At 63.9% G+C, this 15,979-nt stretch carries 18 protein-coding genes, 1 pseudogene and 1 riboswitch; of the genes and pseudogenes, 9 read left to right on the forward strand and 10 right to left on the reverse strand.

All coding sequences use genetic code 11. The features are described 5' to 3' along the window. The first annotated feature begins 25 nt into the window (after positions 1-25). Both FW760_RS23470 and FW760_RS23475 read left to right on the forward strand, forming a co-directional pair. On the forward strand, positions 26-1,024 hold the full coding sequence (locus FW760_RS23470; RefSeq protein ID WP_043864357.1) for a class I SAM-dependent methyltransferase: 999 nt from the start codon (positions 26-28) through the stop codon (positions 1,022-1,024). Positions 1,025-1,062: 38 nt separating this feature from the next. After that, positions 1,063-1,184, forward strand: a riboswitch (yybP-ykoY riboswitch). Positions 1,185-1,271: 87 nt separating this feature from the next. Further along, entirely contained in the window at positions 1,272-1,859 is a 588-nt protein-coding gene (locus tag FW760_RS23475; RefSeq protein ID WP_043864356.1) for a TMEM165/GDT1 family protein, read from the forward strand. Between the two features lie 87 nt (positions 1,860-1,946). On the opposite strand, the gene FW760_RS23480 is transcribed toward FW760_RS23475, so the two are convergent. Next, positions 1,947-2,762, reverse strand: coding sequence for a M48 family metallopeptidase (locus FW760_RS23480; protein WP_058540663.1), 816 nt, complete (start codon positions 2,760-2,762; stop codon positions 1,947-1,949). A 1,237-nt stretch (positions 2,763-3,999) separates the two neighbouring features. Between FW760_RS23480 and FW760_RS23485 the strand changes: the two are divergent. Both FW760_RS23485 and FW760_RS23490 read left to right on the forward strand, forming a co-directional pair. Next, positions 4,000-4,203, forward strand: a pseudogene (locus FW760_RS23485) (HAMP domain-containing protein); the annotation flags it as partial. A gap of 111 nt (positions 4,204-4,314) precedes the next feature. Next, positions 4,315-5,058, forward strand: coding sequence for a methyl-accepting chemotaxis protein (locus FW760_RS23490; RefSeq protein ID WP_373870460.1), 744 nt, complete (start codon positions 4,315-4,317; stop codon positions 5,056-5,058). 85 nt (positions 5,059-5,143) lie between these two features. Here the strand turns inward: FW760_RS23490 and FW760_RS23495 are convergent, their stop codons facing one another. The 3 genes from FW760_RS23495 to FW760_RS23505 are packed head-to-tail and all read right to left on the reverse strand — an operon-like array spanning position 5,144 to position 6,216. Continuing rightward, complete coding sequence (locus tag FW760_RS23495) at positions 5,144-5,764, reverse strand: SOS response-associated peptidase (protein ID WP_043864354.1); 621 nt, start codon at positions 5,762-5,764, stop codon at positions 5,144-5,146. A 9-nt stretch (positions 5,765-5,773) separates the two neighbouring features. Continuing rightward, positions 5,774-6,034, reverse strand: coding sequence for a putative signal transducing protein (locus tag FW760_RS23500; RefSeq protein WP_078481521.1), 261 nt, complete (start codon positions 6,032-6,034; stop codon positions 5,774-5,776). After that, entirely contained in the window at positions 6,034-6,216 is a 183-nt protein-coding gene (locus FW760_RS23505) for a CPXCG motif-containing cysteine-rich protein (RefSeq protein ID WP_054916232.1), read from the reverse strand. Before FW760_RS23505 ends, FW760_RS23500 begins: the two co-directional genes overlap by 1 nt. Positions 6,217-6,339: 123 nt before the next feature. On the opposite strand from FW760_RS23505, the gene FW760_RS23510 reads away from it, so the two are divergent. After that, positions 6,340-7,503, forward strand: coding sequence for a 1-acyl-sn-glycerol-3-phosphate acyltransferase (locus FW760_RS23510; protein WP_043864351.1), 1,164 nt, complete (start codon positions 6,340-6,342; stop codon positions 7,501-7,503). A 107-nt stretch (positions 7,504-7,610) separates the two neighbouring features. Here FW760_RS23510 and FW760_RS23515 read toward each other — a convergent pair whose 3' ends face one another. Beyond that, on the reverse strand, positions 7,611-7,871 hold the full coding sequence (locus FW760_RS23515; RefSeq protein WP_054916233.1) for a hypothetical protein: 261 nt from the start codon (positions 7,869-7,871) through the stop codon (positions 7,611-7,613). A 163-nt stretch (positions 7,872-8,034) separates the two neighbouring features. Between FW760_RS23515 and FW760_RS23520 the strand changes: the two genes are divergently transcribed. Beyond that, positions 8,035-8,241 carry a hypothetical protein gene (locus FW760_RS23520; RefSeq protein WP_043864349.1) on the forward strand — a complete coding sequence of 69 codons (207 nt, stop codon included), beginning with the start codon at positions 8,035-8,037 and terminating at the stop codon, positions 8,239-8,241. A 72-nt stretch (positions 8,242-8,313) separates the two neighbouring features. Here FW760_RS23520 and FW760_RS23525 read toward each other — a convergent pair whose 3' ends face one another. Then, entirely contained in the window at positions 8,314-8,898 is a 585-nt protein-coding gene (locus FW760_RS23525) for a YajG family lipoprotein (RefSeq protein ID WP_043864348.1), read from the reverse strand. Between the two features lie 791 nt (positions 8,899-9,689). On the opposite strand from FW760_RS23525, the gene mqo reads away from it, so the two are divergent. Beyond that, positions 9,690-11,195, forward strand: a complete 1,506-nt coding sequence (gene mqo / locus FW760_RS23530) for a malate dehydrogenase (quinone) (protein ID WP_043864347.1) — start codon at positions 9,690-9,692, stop codon at positions 11,193-11,195. Positions 11,196-11,249: 54 nt separating this feature from the next. Here mqo and FW760_RS23535 read toward each other — a convergent pair whose 3' ends face one another. The 3 genes from FW760_RS23535 to FW760_RS23545 all read right to left on the reverse strand — a co-directional run bounded on the left by FW760_RS23535 (position 11,250) and on the right by FW760_RS23545 (position 12,788). After that, positions 11,250-11,537 carry a PA4642 family protein gene (locus tag FW760_RS23535; protein ID WP_054916234.1) on the reverse strand — a complete coding sequence of 96 codons (288 nt, stop codon included), beginning with the start codon at positions 11,535-11,537 and terminating at the stop codon, positions 11,250-11,252. A gap of 71 nt (positions 11,538-11,608) precedes the next feature. After that, entirely contained in the window at positions 11,609-12,076 is a 468-nt protein-coding gene (locus FW760_RS23540; RefSeq protein ID WP_054916235.1) for a hypothetical protein, read from the reverse strand. A 154-nt stretch (positions 12,077-12,230) separates the two neighbouring features. Further along, positions 12,231-12,788, reverse strand: coding sequence for a hypoxanthine-guanine phosphoribosyltransferase (locus FW760_RS23545; RefSeq protein ID WP_043864344.1), 558 nt, complete (start codon positions 12,786-12,788; stop codon positions 12,231-12,233). 165 nt (positions 12,789-12,953) lie between these two features. On the opposite strand from FW760_RS23545, the gene upp reads away from it, so the two are divergent. Then, a complete protein-coding gene (upp, locus tag FW760_RS23550) occupies positions 12,954-13,592 on the forward strand; it encodes a uracil phosphoribosyltransferase (protein WP_054916236.1) in 639 nt (212 codons plus the stop codon). Positions 13,593-13,594: 2 nt separating this feature from the next. Then, on the forward strand, positions 13,595-14,869 hold the full coding sequence (locus FW760_RS23555; protein ID WP_043864342.1) for a uracil-xanthine permease family protein: 1,275 nt from the start codon (positions 13,595-13,597) through the stop codon (positions 14,867-14,869). An 87-nt stretch (positions 14,870-14,956) separates the two neighbouring features. Here FW760_RS23555 and hemH read toward each other — a convergent pair whose 3' ends face one another. Then, on the reverse strand, positions 14,957-15,973 hold the full coding sequence (gene hemH, locus FW760_RS23560) for a ferrochelatase (protein WP_043864341.1): 1,017 nt from the start codon (positions 15,971-15,973) through the stop codon (positions 14,957-14,959). Between the last annotated feature and the right edge of the window lie 6 nt (positions 15,974-15,979).

A 15,979-nucleotide genomic window follows, 5' to 3' on the forward strand; every position in this document is an offset into this window, starting at 1 on the left:
GACTTTTTGCAGAGGGGCGCCGACCATGGACCCGCGTAGTGAAGTGTTGCTCCGTCAGGCCGAGCTGTTCAAAGGCCCCGTGTTGCTGGCCGGCCTGCCCGCCGACGACCTGCTGGGCAGCCTGCCCGATGCCCGCGCCTGGAGCTGGCACGCCGGCGACCAGGCCGCGCTCGAGGCGCGATTTGCCGGGCGCAGTCACTATGGCGTGGAGGTGCCGCCGGTGGCTTTCGACGGCGCCGTGCTGTTTCTGCCCAAGTCCCGCGATCTGGCCAACTACCTGCTCAATGCCCTGGCCTCGCGCCTGGGTGGGCGCCAGCTGTACCTGGTGGGTGAAAAGCGCGGGGGTATCGAGGGTGCGGCCAAGCAGCTGCACGCCTTCGGCAAGCCGCGCAAGCTCGACAGTGCACGCCATTGCCAGCTGTGGCAGGTCACGGTGGACACCCCGCCAGAGGCGCAGCCGCTGGAAAGCCTGGCGCAACGATTCGAACTGCCGCTGGCCGAAGGCCCGCTGCAGATCGTGAGCCTGCCCGGGGTCTTCAGCCATGGCCGGCTGGACCGCGGCAGCGCGCTGCTGCTGGACAACCTCGAGCAACTGCCCGTGGGCCATGTGCTGGACTTTGGCTGCGGTGCGGGCGTGCTCGGCGCGGCGATCAAGCGCCGCTACCCACAAAGCCGGGTAACGCTGCTGGACGTGGATGCCTTCGCCGTGGCCAGCAGCCGCCTGACCCTGGCCGCCAATGGCCTGGAGGGGGAGGTCATCGCCGGCGACGGCATCGATGCCGCGCCCCGCGAGCTGAACGTGATCCTGAGCAATCCGCCGTTTCACACCGGGGTTCACACCAATTACCACGCCTCGGAAACCTTGCTGAAAAAATCGGCCGATCATCTGAAAAAAGGCGGCGAACTTCGGCTTGTGGCCAACAGCTTCCTGCGGTACCAACCGCTCATCGAAGGCGCCTTGGGCAACTGCCTGATTCGCGACGAGGGACAAGGCTTTCGGATCTACCAGGCCACACGAACTTAAAAACTTCGCTTGCCCAAACGGTTTTGCCTAGGCAGAATCCGCTCCGTCCTAGGGGAGTAGTCTCCCGCGAGCACCCAGCTCGCCCGGTACGCGTCAACATACTTGGTCCTCAGACCATGGCGCGTACGACCCACGGTCCGCACAGACGGATCCAGGGTTTGACAAGACCTATGACACGCACACCTTACCCGGGGCGGGAAGGCTGTACGTGTCATAGCCGTGTCGACCCGCCCCCGTAGGAATCCTGATGCTGGAATCATTGCTGGTCCCCACCGCCATCGTTGCGCTCGCCGAAATCGGCGACAAGACGCAACTGCTCGCGCTCATCCTCGCTGCACGCTTTCGCAAACCCTGGCCGATCATCGCCGGTATCGTTGCCGCGACCCTGGCCAACCATGCGGCGGCCGGTGCGGTGGGTGCGTGGTTCGGCAGTTTCTTCTCGGAGGCCACGTTGCACTGGATCCTGGCCGCAAGCTTTGCCGCCACGGCCCTGTGGACCCTGGTGCCGGACAAGATGGATGACGATGAAGCCAGTACGGCGCGGCGCTTCGGCCCGTTCCTGACCACGCTGATCGCGTTCTTCATTGCCGAGATCGGCGACAAGACGCAGGTGGCCACGGTGATGCTGGCGGCGCAGTACCCGCACCTGATCATGGTGATCATCGGCACCACCCTGGGCATGCTGATTGCCAACGTACCGGTTGTGCTGGCGGGCAATTTTGCCGCCGAGAAGCTGCCGTTGACCCTGATCCGTCGCCTGGCGGCCACGGCATTCGTGGTGCTGGCGCTGGTGGCGGTGTATTCGGCGATGAAGGTCAGCGGGTGGGTGGGCTGATACCGGCTAGCGTGTGAAGCATTCGCCGGCAAGGCCGGCTCCTACAGGTTCAGGTAGGAGCCGGCAGTGCCGGCGAAGGTCACGGCGCTATTTTCTGGCTTGCTCGTACAACGGCATCACCTTGGGAATCGCCGCCTGCAACGACGCGATACGGCTGCTCGAAGCCGGGTGAGTGCTCATGAACTCAGGCTGCGAACCACCCGACGCTTCGGTCATCTTGTTCCACAGGCTGATCGCCGCATTCGGGTTGTAGCCCGCACGCGCCGCCAGCTCCAGGCCGATCAGGTCGGCTTCGTTCTCGTTGCTGCGGCTGTTGGGCAAGGTCATGCTGTACTGCACCACGGTGTCGGCCAGCGCCAGGCTGTCCTGGCCCAGGCCGAACAGGGCACCTGCGCCCTGGCGCGCCATCTCCACACCATAGGCCTTGGACATCGCCTCGCGACCATGCTCGCGCAGGGCGTGGGCGATTTCGTGGCCCATCACCGCCGCGATCTCGTCGTCGGTCAGCTTGAGCTTGTCGATCAGGCCGGTATAGAAAATGATCTTGCCACCCGGGCCGCAGTTGGCATTGAGCTCGTCGCTCTTGATCAGGTTGACTTCCCATTTCCACTGCGCCGCATCGGGGCGGAACTTCGGCGCCTGCACGATAAGCCGGTCGGCAATGGCCTGCACCCGCTTGGCGGTGGTACTGGTCTTGTCGAGCATACCCTTGGTGGATGCCTCACCCAGGGTCTGCTGGTACGACTGCGCGTACATCTGGTTGACCTCATCGGTCGACAGCATGCTGAACATGTACTGCTTGCGCTCCACGCCCACCGCTCCACCACTGGTGGTGTTCACGGCCTGGCAACCGGCCAGCAGCACACTGGCGCTCAGGGCACCGATAACAACTGATCTACGCATGAAAACACTCCCTTCGAACATGCGGCGTATCCTAGGCCGCGCATCATAAACGCGCTACAGCCGTTCGCGAAGAATTGCATCGCCACACTCATGCTTTGCCCCCGGCGCGCCGATAACGCCCAGACAGGCGACCCTCTTTGCGCTCGGAGCTCCCATGAAGTTCAAGTCGATCCAGTTTTCCGTGGCCGCGCTGGCCGGTGCCATCGTGCTGAGCATCGTTGCAGCACTGGTGCTATACGCAGTGTATTCCGGTGCCCGCACCCAGACGCTGGTGCACAACCGCACCCAGCAACAGTTCGAGGCAGTGATCGAGCAACGCCTGACGGCCCTGGCCCAGACCCAGGTCAGCCAGATCCAGCGCAGCCTCGAGGCGCCGCTGCTGATCGCCCGCGGCCTGGCCACCACCAATGCCCTGATCGGCATGCAGGATGCTGCCGGCAACCCGCAGCTCAAGCTCGAACGCGAACAGATGATCGCCCTGCTCAGGCAGACCGCCCTGGACAACCCGCTGCTGCTGGGCGTTTACGTGGGCTGGGAGCCCAATGCGCTGGACCACGACGATGCCCGCTATGCAGGCAGCACGCTGGCGGGCGTCAACCCGCAGAGCGGGCGCTTTCTGCCGTGGTGGTACCGTAACGACGACGGTAGCCTGACCCTCGACAAACTCCAGGATGTGGACGACCGTACCCTGCTGCCCACAGGCGTGCGCACCAGCGAGTACTACCTGTGTTCCAAGGAAACCGGCAAGGCCTGCGCCATCGACCCGGCCCCGTACCAGGTGGGCAACAAGACCGTGATGCTGGCCTCGTTCGTCGAGCCGATCATGGTCAACGGCCAGTTCCAGGGCATCGCCGCCGCCGACCTGTCGCTGAACTTCATCCAGGATATGCTCAAGGCCGCCGACGCCCAGCTGTATGACGGTGCGGGCGAGATGGCGCTGCTGTCCAACAACGGACGCGTGGTGGCCTACACCAAGGATGCGAGCACGTTCGGCAAAAAAGCCAGCGATGTGCTGCAACCCAATGAAGTGGCGGTGCTCGGCAGCCTGTCGGGCAAGGCGCTGCACTACGAAATCGACCATGCCAGCGGACAGATCGAGCTGTTCGTGCCATTTGCCGTGGGCAACACCGCCTCGCGCTGGACCTTGCTGCTGCAACTGCCGGTCAGCGCGGTGATGGCCGACCTCGACGCGCTGCAGCGCGAAATGAGCGCCCAGCGCAGCACCGACCTCACCGGCATGATCGTGGTCGGCCTGGGCATCGCCGGGCTTGGCCTGCTGGTGATCTGGCTGCTGGCCCACGGCATCGCCCGGCCGCTGCGCCAGATGGTCGGCATGCTGGACGACATCGCCCAGGGCGAAGGTGACCTGACCCGGCGCCTGAGCAGCGATCGCGCCGACGAACTGGGCGCCATCGCCCGTGGCTTCAATACATTCCTGAGCAAGCTGCAGGCAATGATCAGCCAGGTGGTGGTGTCGGTGCAGAAGGTCAGCGACTCGTCCGAGCACACCGCCGACATCGCCATTCGCACCAACCAGGGCGTGCACAAGCAGATGGCCGAAATCGACCTGGTGGCCACTGCGGTGCATGAAATGACCGCGACCGCCCAGGACGTGGCGCGCAATGCCACCCATGCGGCGCAAGCGGCCAGCAATGCCGACCAGGCCGCCAACCAGGGCCTGGAGATCGTGCGCAACACCTCCACCTCGATCAGCGCCCTGGCCGAGGAGATCGGCCGTGCGGTGGGTGTGGTACAGGCCCTGGCGCGCGACAGCGAGAACATCAACGCGATCCTGGTGGCGATTCGTGCCATTGCCGAACAGACCAACCTGCTGGCGCTCAACGCGGCCATCGAGGCGGCGCGAGCCGGTGAACAGGGACGCGGGTTTGCCGTGGTGGCCGATGAAGTGCGCAACCTGGCGCAGAAGACCCAGCAGGCTACCGAAGAGATCCAGCAGATGATCCAGCAGTTGCAGCAGGGCACGCGGGATGTGGTGCAGGTAATGGAGGACAGTCAGGGCAAGACCGAAGTCAGCGTGCAACAGGCGGCGCAGGCGGCCCAGGCGCTGGAGAGCATCACCCGGGCGGTGTCGGTGATCAACGACATGAACACCCAGATCGCCAGCGCGGCGGAGGAGCAGAGCGCAGTGGCCGAGGACATCAACCGCAATGTGATCAATATCGGCCAGGTGGCCAACGAAGTGGCTGGCGGGGCGGATGAGTCAAGCGCGGCGAGCGCGGAGCTGACCAAGCTGGCGGAGCAGCAGCGCCGGTTGATCAATCAGTTTCGCGTCTGAGCCAGAAGCTTCGCCGGCAAGGCCGGCTCCTACAGGGGCATGCAGTTCCTGTAGGAGCCGGCCTTGCCGGCGAAGGGCTCACCACTTACGCCGGGGTCAGGCACTCCGGCGCATTCAACTTCGGATCATTCACCAGGTTCGCCAGCACCCGCTCGCGCAAGGCGGCCTGCGGGCCAGCGAGCAATTCCTGCAACTTCACCAGCGGCGTCTGCGGGTCCAGCCACGCGGCCTGCCCTGCCGCATCCAGAATCAGCGGCCGGCGCTGGTTGACCGCGGCCTGGGTCACCACCGCCGTGCTCAGCCACACCTGGTCCTGCACCGGGTAGGCCTCCCACACGCCGGCAAAGAACAGCGAAGACCCCTCGCCCGGCGTCAGCCAGTACGGCCGCTTGCGCGCGGTGCCGCGCCACTCGTAGAAGCCGTTGGCCGGCAGCAGGCAACGGCGCAGGCGAAACGCTTCGCGAAACATCGGTTGCTCGGCCAGGGTCTCGGCGCGCGCCTGGGCCGGGGTGCGCGACAGGTCGGTCAGCCACGCCGGGGTCAGCCCCCAGCGCGCCCGCGCCAGCTCCAGCTGGCCTTCGCGCTGACGCTGGATCAGCACCGAGGCGCCGGGCGAGATGTTCCATTGCGCCTGCTGGTCAGGCGGGAACCCGGGCAGCGCGGCAAACGCCGAAGACCAGCGAAACAGGGCGTAACGTCCACACATGAGCAAAACCTAGCAAATCAGTATTCCCGGAAGGGTCTCCGGCTCGTCGCCAGGAAGCGGCTGGGCGCCATTGTACGCGGCGATCAGCTGGCGTGCGTATTCGGCCTGCGCATCGGGCACCGCCAGGCCCAGCAGCCCCTGCATCGGCAGCTCGCCCACGGCGCCCATCAGGTCGCGCCCACTCAGGTGCGCCTGGATCCCTTCGCTGCGCAGCATGCCGATCAGAAGCTCGGCCTCCAGCAGACTTTCCGGCTCGTAGATACGCTGCATCACTCGTCCTCGCGCTTGACGTCCAGCATCCACTCCTCGCCATGCACCTGCAGCACGAACACGATCGGCCGGCAACAGACCTGGCAGTCCTCGATATAGCTCTGGTCGCCACCGGACAGGTCAACGGTGGTTTCCACTTGCTCACCGCAGTAAGGACAATCATAGAAAGCAGATTCCACCATCGCAGTCTCCCAGGTGACTTGTGCGTATAATTGCCGGTCTATTTACAGGCCTTGCCGGTGTCTGAGCCGTTTTTCAGTCCGCAGCCCTACTATTACCCTAGCCGTTTCCAACAAGAGAGCATGATGGGCGAATTCGATGCCATCCGACCGTACAACGACGCCGAGGTGCCCGCCGTGCTGGCGCGCCTGCTCAGCGACCCGGCATTTCTGGATATCCTCACCCACTTTCGCTTCCCGCGCATGGCCGGGGCCTTCGGCTGGCTGCTCAAGCCGCTGATCGCTCGGCGCCTGCGCAAGGAATTTGCCGGGGTCAGTTGCGTATCGACCCTGCAGGACAAGGTCGAATACTACGTCGACCACACCATCGACCGCGCCACCGACGGGGTGACCTACACCGGTGTCGAGCAGTTCAAGTCCGGCAGTGCCTACCTGTTCCTGGCCAACCACCGCGACATCGTGATGGACCCGGCCTTCGTCAACTATGCGGTGTACCACGCCGGCCTGCCGACCCCGCGCATCGCGATCGGCGACAACCTGCTGCAAAAGCCGTTCGTCAGCGACATGATGCGCCTGAACAAGAGCTTCATCGTGCACCGCTCGATCACCGGGCGGCGCGAAAAGCTGGCGGCCTATCAGCTGCTGTCGGCCTACATCAACCACTCGATCCGCAACGACTGCGCCTCGATCTGGATCGCCCAGGCCGAGGGCCGCGCCAAGGATGGTGACGACCGCACCGATTCGGCGATCCTCAAGATGTTCCACATGAGCCGCAAGGACGAACCGTTCGGCGCGGTGATCCAGTCGCTGAACCTGAGCCCGGTGTCGATCAGCTACGAGTACGACCCGTGCGACCAGGCCAAGGCCCGCGAGCTGTACATCCGCGCCACCACCGGCACCTACAGCAAGGCGCCTGGCGAGGATGACGTGAGCATCGCCCAGGGCATCACTGGCTACAAAGGCCGCGTGCACATCAACTTTGCCCCGCCGGTGAGCGAGTACTTCGAAGACACCAAGCAGCTGGCGGCGGAAATCGATCGGCAGATACTGGGTGGCTACCGGTTGTTCCCGGTGCATTACCTGGCGTATGCACAGTGGGCCGATGCCGACCCGCAGTTGCAGGTGCCCAGGGCCGCCGAGGTGTTCCCGGCCGATGAGCTGGCCCGAGCCCAGGCCGAGTGGCAGCGGCGCCTGGATGCCTGCCCGGTGGAACACCAGCCGTACCTGGTGCTGCAGTATGCGATGCCGGTGCGCAACCAGTACCGCGTCAAGGCGGGGTTGGCGCTCTAGAGCGCGTCGCCCGTATCGCGGGTCAAGCCCGCTCCCACAGGGATATCACTGGCTTTGAGTACAGTGCAGAACATGTGGGAGCGGGCTTGACCCGCGATGGCTTCACCTCAGATCCAGGTACTGAACCACGACAGCAGCAGCGCCATCGCCAGGCACGAAAACCCCAGGATGTAGTAGAACCGGTTCACCCGCAGGTTCATCCCCTCCACCATCACCTCATCACGCGCCAGCCCCGCCAGCGCCTGCGCGCCACGACGCCGCGCCGCTTGCAACAGCAACCCGCCAGGGCAGGTAATCAACAAGGCCAGCACATTGATCAGCTTGGCCGGGTGGGCCGCCAGCAGCCCCCACATCACTTGCAACGACATCGCACAACCTCGATAAAAAACCAGACCTCGACACGCCGCGCATTCTACCCAAGCGCCAGCGGCTCTCTCGTACTTTGCGACCGATGACAATTAAATCCGGCCGTCACACGTTCGTCATCCCGACAAGCCACTCTATTGCCCTTCAACACTCAGGGAGCTTGTCATGCTGCACGCCGAAAACCAGGACCGCCTCTATCTGATCGCCCCCAGCGATGAACAACAGGCCTTGATCGACGGCCTGGCGTTCAACGTCCAGGACCGCCAGTGGCTGGTGTACTGCGCACTTGGCGGGCATGCCCACCATGACCTGCCGGAGGTCGACCAGGGCACCGGCATCAGCCTGCTGGACTTCTACGTCGAAGCCGCCTGAGCAGGTCACGCCCACTAAAAAGCCCGATGCCTGCAACGAGGCATCGGGCTTTTTCGTTTGCCGTCAGCGGGTTTACTCGCCCAGTACCTGACCGACCGTCGGGTCCTTGAACAGGCGGGTCAGGGCGTCGCTGAGCACGTCACCCACCAGCTTGGTGTTGGTTTCCTGGTTGGGCGCCATGCCGAAGCGCTGGTCCAGCGAGGCGCCGTAGCGACCGCTGTAGCGGCGGTTGGCATTGGACACGTCGGCACGGAAGGTGGCGCCGATGGTGGCCTCGGTCACGTACAGGCCTTCCTTGGGCGACTGGTACTTCAGCTCGGCCAGGGTCACGGTCAGCTGCGGGGCGTTGTAGGCGTTCGCCGTGGGCGTGAAGCCCAGCAGGCGCACCGCTGCCTCGGCCTGGGCCTGCAGCTTGGGCACGATGTCATTGCCGTTCACGGTGATGGCGCTGGTTTCCGGGTACAGCCCGCCGCGGGTACCCAGGGTTTGCGAAGGACGACCATCGACCACCTTGACCACCACCGGCTGGCCACGACCCACGGGCGCGAGCTGGGCAGTGAGTTTGGGTTGCGGGCTGAGTTGTTGCGGGCTGTGGGCACAACCGACCAGGGTCAGGCTGGTGACAGCGATCAAACCGAACAACAAACGTTGCAACATGCTCATCTCTCCAGGAATAGCAGCAAAGGTCGCCAGTATAACCACCCGGGACCACCCCAGCCATCGGGGCCAGCCACTGTCACAATCGTTTCATCATCGACCGCGTAGACTGCCCACCTGCGCCGGTGAACGCTCTGTTCAGCCGCCTGCCCCCTGCAGGCCAGCCCGCCACGGCGTGGCCGGCGAAGCAAAGCGCAACAAAAGTCGTTAATAAAGATCGTTTCTGCCCGCGACCTCGTTATAATCTCCCCCCGATTATAAGGACGTCTCCTGATCGGGCCTCGCAGCACCGCCAATGCCATTGCATCGGCATCCCCGAATCGCCCACAGAGAGCCGCCCACACAGGTCTTGCCAAGCTGGTGTGCCCGCGTTCCTTCGGCGCTCTGCTCTGCCTGAACCTGCCGGGTTTGCCATCGTGCACACCCTTTTTGAGGTTCACGACTCCAAAAGAGCGTGAAAAAACGGTTTTCACAACTTCACGAGAGTGTGGCGAGCAATGAACAGTCTGGCATGTGTAAAAGCAGCAACTGCGTCCCTGAAAGCCCCAAACAGCTGGCAACAGCACTCATCTGCGATGGGTGACTAAGGCCGGTCCATAGCGCACGATGGACACCTTGACCATAAGTCGAATTGCCGCACGGGCGGTAAAATGCGTTCATAGGCAACGCAAAGCCCGGTTGGTGGTGTCCGCGGAAGTTGAAAAACCTGCGAAGTAGCGGACATGGAAATCCCGGCCAAGCCTGGGAGCCATGCTGTCAATTTGGTGCTGAAGATTTTTGGAGACGCGTTAATGGCGCAGAACGAAGCAGTCGATGTAGTACTGGTAGGGGCCGGCATCATGAGTGCCACCCTGGCCGTACTGCTCAAGGAACTCGACCCGGCGATGAAGCTGGAAGTCGTCGAGTTGATGGATTCGGGTGCCGCGGAAAGTTCCAACCCGTGGAACAACGCCGGGACCGGCCATGCCGGGCTGTGTGAGCTGAACTACACGCCGCAGGCCGCCGACGGCAGCATCGACATCAAGAAAGCGGTGCACATCAATACCCAGTTCGAGGTATCCCGGCAGTTCTGGGCCTACCTGAGCAAAAAGGGCGCCTTCAAGAACCCGCGTGCCTTCATCAACCCGATCCCGCACCTGAGCTACGTCGAAGGTGACAAGGGCGTCGCGTTCCTGAAAAAGCGGTTTGAATCGCTCAAGCCTCACCACGCCTTCGCCGAGATGGAATACACCGAAGACAAGGCGCTGATGAACGAGTGGATGCCGCTGATGATGCCGGGCCGCCCCGCCGACCAGCACATCGCCGCCACCCGCGTGATGAAAGGCACCGACGTCAACTTCGGCGCCCTGACCAACAAGCTGCTCAAGCACCTGGCCGACACCCCCGAGTCGCAGGTCAAGTACAGCAAGAAGGTCACCGGCCTGCGCCGTAACGGCAGCGGCTGGACCGTCACCATCAAGGACGTCAACAGCGGCAGCAGCCGCGACGTCGATGCCCGCTTCGTGTTCCTCGGCGCCGGTGGCGCGGCCCTGCCGCTGCTGCAGCTGTCGGGCATCGAGGAGAGCAAGGGCTTCGGCGGTTTCCCGGTCAGCGGCCAGTGGCTGCGCTGCGACAACCCCGAGGTGGTCAAGCGCCACCAGGCCAAGGTCTACAGCCAGGCCGCCGTGGGTTCGCCGCCGATGTCGGTACCGCACCTGGATACCCGCGTCGTCGACGGCAAGACCTCGCTGCTGTTCGGCCCGTACGCCGGCTTCACCACCAAGTTCCTCAAGCACGGCTCGTTCCTCGACCTGCCGCTGTCGGTGCGCCTGGGCAATATCGGGCCGATGCTGGCCGTGGCCCGCGACAACTTCGACCTGACCAAGTACCTGGTCAGCGAGGTGATGCAGTCGATGGAACAGCGCCTGGAATCGCTGCGTCGCTTCTACCCTGAAGCCAAGGCCGAAGACTGGCGCCTGGAAGTGGCCGGGCAACGGGTGCAGATCATCAAGAAAGACCCGAAAAAAGGCGGCATCCTGCAGTTCGGAACCGAACTGGTGGCGGCCAAGGACGGCTCGCTGGCCGCCCTGCTGGGCGCCTCGCCGGGTGCTTCGGTCACCGTGTCGATCATGCTGGAACTGATCGAACGCTGCTTCCCCGAGCAGGCCAAGGGCGCCTGGGCGGCCAAGCTCAACGAGATCTTCCCGGCACGGGAGAAAGTCCTGGCGACCGACGCTGCGCTGTACCACAAGATCAGCGCGCAGAACGACGAGGCCCTGGGCCTGGTCGAGAACCAGCCGACGCAAAGCTACGCGTAAGCGTGATGCATGAAAAAACGCCCCTCGGGGCGTTTTTTCATGGCTGCGATGTACTCACTTGCGGGCGCTGTCGATGATCTCGATGTACTCGGGCGCATTGCGCTGGTCGCCGATCACCTGGGCGAAAGTGTTGCCGTGCTCGTCCTTGCCGTCCACATCGTATCCGGCCTCGACGAAGAAGCCGACGAAACGTTCGAAGTCATCGATGCGCAGGCCGCGATAGGCCTTGATCAGTTTGTGGTGCGAGGGCGAGCTGGCATCGGCCGGTTCGAACTGGAGAAACGACTTGATGTAGTCGTCGCTGATCTCATCACCAATCACTTGCTTCTTGTCTTTACGCATTGCCGACTCCAACTGAACCATCACGGACATTTTTCACGGGCCGGCAGTTTACCCCCCGGCAGCGCTGTGGCTCAACGCGCGCGTAGGGTGCCGGTGTGCACATCGGCCCAGATATGACCGTTGGCATAGCTGAGGAACTGCACGTACAGGGTGTCGTTGCGCAGCAGGTCGAGAATCACCCGGTACTGGCTGGCGGGATAGTTGAGGGTCAGGGTGCGGCTCTTGGCGTCGAACGCCGGCTTGCGCAGGCTCTTGCCTTCGCCGTCGAAGCTGATCAGCACCTCGCTGATGGTGGCGCCCTTGTTCAGGGGCTTGCCCTTGAGGCGCATCAGCACCGGTGCCGTGACCGGTATCGGTTGCTGGTTGGACTGTCGCTGGTTGCCGACCACCACCGAATACTGGGTCACCTGCAGCAGTTGCTGGGCTTCGGGGGTTTCCTGGCGCAGGGTAAGGTCGTCGGGCGGCAGGAACTGGCTGTGCAGCGGCGCGGCGGCCAGGGGCAGGCTGGTCAGCAGCAGGAGGGCGAGGATGGCGCGCATGGCAGGCTCCTTGGGGGCGGCCTGGCACTCTAGCATGAGAAATGTACGAAGCTGATGGCCTCTTGTGGGAGCGGGCCTGACCCGCGATGCAGGCACCGCAAATAGCTGATACCGCATCGACCCTTTCGCGGGCCAAGTCAGCTCCCACCCGGTTTTACATGCCCTTCACGGCATAGATACCCGCCGCATTGCGCCAGTAGCCCTTGTAGTCCATGCCGTAGCCGAACACATAGCGGTCAACGCAGCTCAAACCGCAATAGTCGGCCTTCAGGTCAGGGCTGGCCTTGCGGTCGTGGTCCTTGTCCACCAGCACCGCGCTGTACACCGCCTTGGCACCGGCATGCTTGCAGAAGTCGATGATGGCGCTGAGGGTGTGCCCTTCGTCGAGGATGTCGTCGATGATCAGCACTTCGCGATCGATGAACGACACTTCGGGCTTGGCCTTCCAGAACAGATCACCGCCGCTGGTCTGGTTGCGGTAGCGCGTGGCATGCAGGTAGGACGCCTCCAGCGGGAACTGCAAATGGGTCAGCAGCTTGCCGGAGAAGATCAGGCCACCGTTCATCACGCAGAACACCACCGGGTTGCGGTCGGCCAGGTCGGCGGTGATCTGCGCGCCCACACGGGCAATCGCCGCTTCGACTTCGGCTTCGCTGTGCAGGCAGTCTGCTTCACGCATGACTTGACGGATATGCTCGAGATCAGCGGACATGACGCTCTCCAGGGGGCTGCGGTTGAGAAAAGCGGGCAAAGGTACGCACCCTCACGCATCAGATCAAGCATTTATGGACTAACGTGCACAATGCCTATAGGACACCTGCGGCCGAATAGATTACTCTAGCGCGGTTTTTTTGCCCGCCCCCCGGAGCCTTTCCCTATGCCAACCCGTGAGATCCGCCATCCGCTGATCCGTCACAAGCTCGGCCTGATGCGCCGCGCCGATATCAGCACGAAGAATTTTCGCGAACTCGCCCAGGAAGTCGGCGCGCTCCTGACGTACGAGGCAACCAAGGATCTGCCGCTGGAAAGCTACGACATTCAAGGCTGGTGCGGCACCGTACAGGTCGAGAAGATCGCCGGCAAGAAGATCACCGTGGTGCCGATCCTGCGCGCCGGTATCGGCATGCTCGACGGCGTGCTCAGCCTGATCCCGGGCGCCAAGGTCAGCGCCGTGGGCGTTGCCCGCAACGAGGAAACCCTCGAAGCGCACACCTACCTGGAAAAACTGGTACCCGAGATCGACGAGCGCCTGGCCATGATCATCGACCCGATGCTGGCCACCGGCAGCTCCATGATCGCCACCATCGACCTGCTGAAGAAGGCCGGCTGCAAGGACATCCGCGCCATGGTGCTGGTGGCAGCGCCCGAAGGCATCGCGGCGGTCGAGGGTGCACACCCCGACGTGCACATCTACACCGCCTCGATCGATGAACGCCTGAACGAACACGGCTACATCATTCCCGGCCTGGGCGATGCAGGCGACAAGATCTTCGGCACCAAGCAGAAGGACACCTGAACATGCAGGACGAGTTCAACGACCCGCTCTGGCGCCAGGTCGTCTCCGGCGCGCAGATGCTCTTCGTGGCATTCGGCGCGCTGGTGCTGATGCCGCTGATTACCGGCCTCGACCCCAACGTTGCGCTGTTCACTGCGGGCCTGGGGACTCTGCTGTTCCAGGTGGTCACTGGCCGTCAGGTGCCGGTGTTCCTCGCCTCCAGTTTTGCCTTCATCACCCCCATCATTCTCGCCAAGGGCCAGTTCGGCCTGGCCGAGACCATGGGCGGGGTAATGGCGGCCGGGTTCGTCTACACCTTCCTGGGCCTGGCCGTGAAGATCAAGGGCACCGGCTTCATCGACCGCCTGCTGCCGCCGGTGGTGATCGGCCCGGTGATCATCTCGATCGGCCTGGCGATGGCGCCGATTGCTGCCAACATGGCCATGGGCAAGGCCGGCGACGGCGCCGAACTGCTGCCCTACAGCACCGCGATGATGATCTCGATGCCAGCGCTGCTCACCACCCTCATCGTGGCGGTGTTCGGCAAGGGCATCTTCCGCCTGGTGCCGATCATTGCCGGGGTGCTTGTGGGCTTTGGCCTGTCGTTCTACTTCGGTGTGGTCGACACCGCCAAGATCGCCGCCGCCCCCTGGCTGGCCCTGCCGCACTTCACCGCGCCGGCCTTCAACTGGCAGGCGATCCTGTTCATCGTACCGGTGGCCCTGGCCCCGGCGATCGAGCATATCGGCGGCGTGATTGCAGTGGGCAGTGTGACCGGTCGCGACTACCTGAAAAAGCCCGGCCTGCACCGTACCCTGCTGGGTGACGGCATCGCCACCACCACCGCCGGCCTGTTCGGCGGCCCGCCCAACACCACCTACGCCGAAGTGACCGGCGCGGTGATGCTGACCAAGAACTACAACCCCAAGATCATGACCTGGGCGGCCGTGTTCGCCATCAGCCTGGCCTTCGTCGGCAAGTTCGGCGCGTTGCTGCAGAGCATTCCGGTGCCGGTGATGGGCGGCATCCTGTGCCTGCTGTTCGGCTCGATCGCGGCAGTGGGCATGAACACCATGATCCGCCACAAGATCGACCTGAGCGAAGCGCGCAACCTGGTGATCGTCTCGGTGACCCTGGTGTTCGGGATTGGCGGTGTGCTGGTCGGCACCGGTACCGGCCCGGACGACTGGGGCCTGAAGGGTATCGCGCTGTGCGCCGTGGTGGCCATTGCGCTCAACCTGCTGCTGCCGGGCAATGACGGCTGGAAGAACAAGGTGCTGGACGACCATTTGCCTTGATCTGAAACGCTTCGCCGGCAAGGCCGGCTCCTACAGGGGTTCGCGCAAACCTGTAGGAGCCGGCCTTGCCGGCGAACGCTGCACTACCTAACCCGCCTGCTCACACAACTGCGTAAGCGCCTCCACCCACTGCGGGTGATCATTCAGGCACGGCACCAGCACCAGCTCTTGCCCGCCCGCCTCGACAAACTGCTCGCGCCCGCGATCGCCGATTTCTTCCAGCGTCTCGATGCAGTCGGCCACGAACGCCGGGCACATCACCAGCAGCTTCTTGACGCCTGCCTTGCCCAGCTCGTCCAGGCGCGCCTCGGTGTAGGGTTCGATCCACTTGGCCCGGCCCAGCCGCGACTGGAACGACACCGACCATTGGCCCTCGGCCAGGCCCATCTTCTGCGCGAACAACTGCGCCGAACGTAGGCACTGCGCGCGATAACACACCGCCAGCACCTCGGGCGAAGCGTTGCGGCAGCAGTCGGCATTCTGGAAACAATGCGAACCGGTAGGGTCGAGTTTCTTCAGGTGCCGCTCGGGCAAACCGTGAAAGCTCAGCAGCAGGTGATCGAAGCCCTGCTCCAGGTACGGCCTGGCACTGGCCACCAGCGCGTCGATGTACAGCGGCTGGTCATAGAACGGACGCAGCACCGGCATCTGCAATGCCAGCTTGTGCTCGGCCACCACGGCCTTGGCCTGCTCGATCACGGTGGTCACGGTGCTGTCGGCAAACTGCGGGTACAACGGCGCCAGGGTCACCTTGGTGACGCCCTGGCCGGCCAGACGCTGCAACACCGTGGACAGCGAAGGCTCGCCATAGCGCATGGCGATTTCCACAGGCCCGTGGGCCCAGTGCGCACCCATGGCCTGCTGCAGGCGCCGGGTCAGCACCACCAGCGGCGAGCCTTCCTCCCACCAGATGGAGGCATAGGCGTGGGCCGACTGCTCCGGACGCTTGATCAGGATCAGCGAGACCAGCAGGCGACGCACCGGCCACGGCAGGTCGATCACATACGGGTCCATCAGAAACTGGTTGAGGTAACGACGCACGTCGGCGACGGAAGTGGAAGCCGGTGAACCCAGGTTGACCAGCAGCAGAGCATGATCGGTCATGCAACA

This window comes from Pseudomonas sp. 1176_21 (assembly GCF_052850635.1).